Annotated in this window: 1 protein-coding gene; it reads left to right on the forward strand. The window is 71.5% G+C overall.

The features are described from left to right. The coding region (gene dnaE, locus G6031_RS18305) for a DNA polymerase III subunit alpha (RefSeq protein ID WP_182654053.1) at positions 1-1,604 on the forward strand (1,604 nt) is incomplete at both ends.

The following is a 1,604-nucleotide window of genomic DNA, read 5'->3' on the forward strand; positions in this document are numbered from 1 at the left end:
CAGGGCAGGGGGTCGGCCGCAAACTCGGCGGTCTGCTACGCCCTCGGCATCACCAACGTCGACCCGGTGGGCGCGCACCTGCTCTTCGAGCGATTCCTGTCCCCGGAGCGGGACGGTCCGCCCGACATCGACGTGGACATCGAGTCCGGTCGTCGGGAGGAGGCCATCCAGTACGTCTACTCCCGCTACGGGCGGGACCATGCCGCGCAGGTCGCCAATGTCATCACCTACCGGGGGCGGTCGGCCGTGCGGGACGTGGCCCGGGCACTCGGGTACTCCACCGGGCAGCAGGACGCGTGGTCCAAGAGCGTGGACCGGTGGTCGGGTCTGAAGAACCACGAGCGGGAGGCCACCGAGCACACCGTCCCGGCCGACGTGCTGGCGCTGGCCCGCAGACTCGTCGGACTGCCCCGGCACCTCGGCATCCATTCCGGCGGCATGGTGATCTGCGACCGGCCGGTGGCCGACGTGGTGCCCGTCGAATGGGCGCGCATGCCCGGGCGGACGGTCCTGCAGTGGGACAAGGACGACTGCGCGGCGGTCGGTCTGGTCAAGTTCGACATGCTGGGGCTGGGGATGCTCACGGCGCTACACCACGCCATCGACCTCGCGGCCGAGCACAAGGACCTCGAGGTGGACCTGGCCCGACTGGACCTCTCCGATCCCGAGGTCTACGAGATGCTGTGCCGGGGTGATTCCGTGGGGGTGTTCCAGGTGGAGTCGCGGGCGCAGATGGCCACGCTGCCCAGACTCCGGCCGCGGACGTTCTACGACCTCGTGGTGGAGGTGGCGCTCATCCGCCCCGGCCCCATCCAGGGCGGCTCCGTGCACCCCTACATCCGTAGACGCAACGGGCGGGAGGAGGTGGTGTTCGACCACCCCGCGCTCGAGGCGGCCCTGGGGCGGACGCTGGGGATCCCGCTGTTCCAGGAGCAGCTCATGCAGATCGCCACCGAGATCGCCGGGTTCACCGGGGCGGAGGCGGACCAGCTCCGCCGGGCGATGGGGGCCAAGCGCTCACCCGAGCGGATGGCGCGGCTGCGGGAGAGGTTCTTCGCGGGCATGCGTGACCTCCACGGCATCGGCACCAGCCCCCCCGGGACACCGGTCACCGGGCCCGAGGTGGGGGAGCGGATCTGGGAGAAGATGTGCGCGTTCGCCAACTACGGCTTCCCCGAGAGCCACTCCCAGTCCTTCGCGGCGATCGTCTACTACTCGGCGTGGTTCAAGTGCCACCACCCGGCCGTCTTCTGTGCGGCGCTGTTGCGCAGCCAGCCGATGGGGTTCTACTCGCCGCAGTCCCTCGTGGCCGACGCCCGCAGGCACGGCGTCACCGTGCACCGCCCCTGCGTCAACCGCTCGATCGGCGGTGCCACGTGTGAGAACGGGGGTACCGAGGTGCGTCTCGGCCTGGAGTCCGTGCGGGCCATCGGCACCGATCTCGCCACGGCGATCGCCGACGAGCGCGACACCCACGGCCCGTACCTCTCGGCCGCCGACCTCGCCGGCCGCACCGGGCTGACCGTCCGACAGATGGAGGCGCTGGCCACCGCGGGGGCACTCGACGCGCTCGGCGTCGGGGGGCGGCGGGCGGCCCTGTGGTC

Source organism: Dietzia sp. CQ4 (assembly GCF_014145125.1).
Classification (GTDB): domain Bacteria; phylum Actinomycetota; class Actinomycetes; order Mycobacteriales; family Mycobacteriaceae; genus Dietzia; species Dietzia natronolimnaea.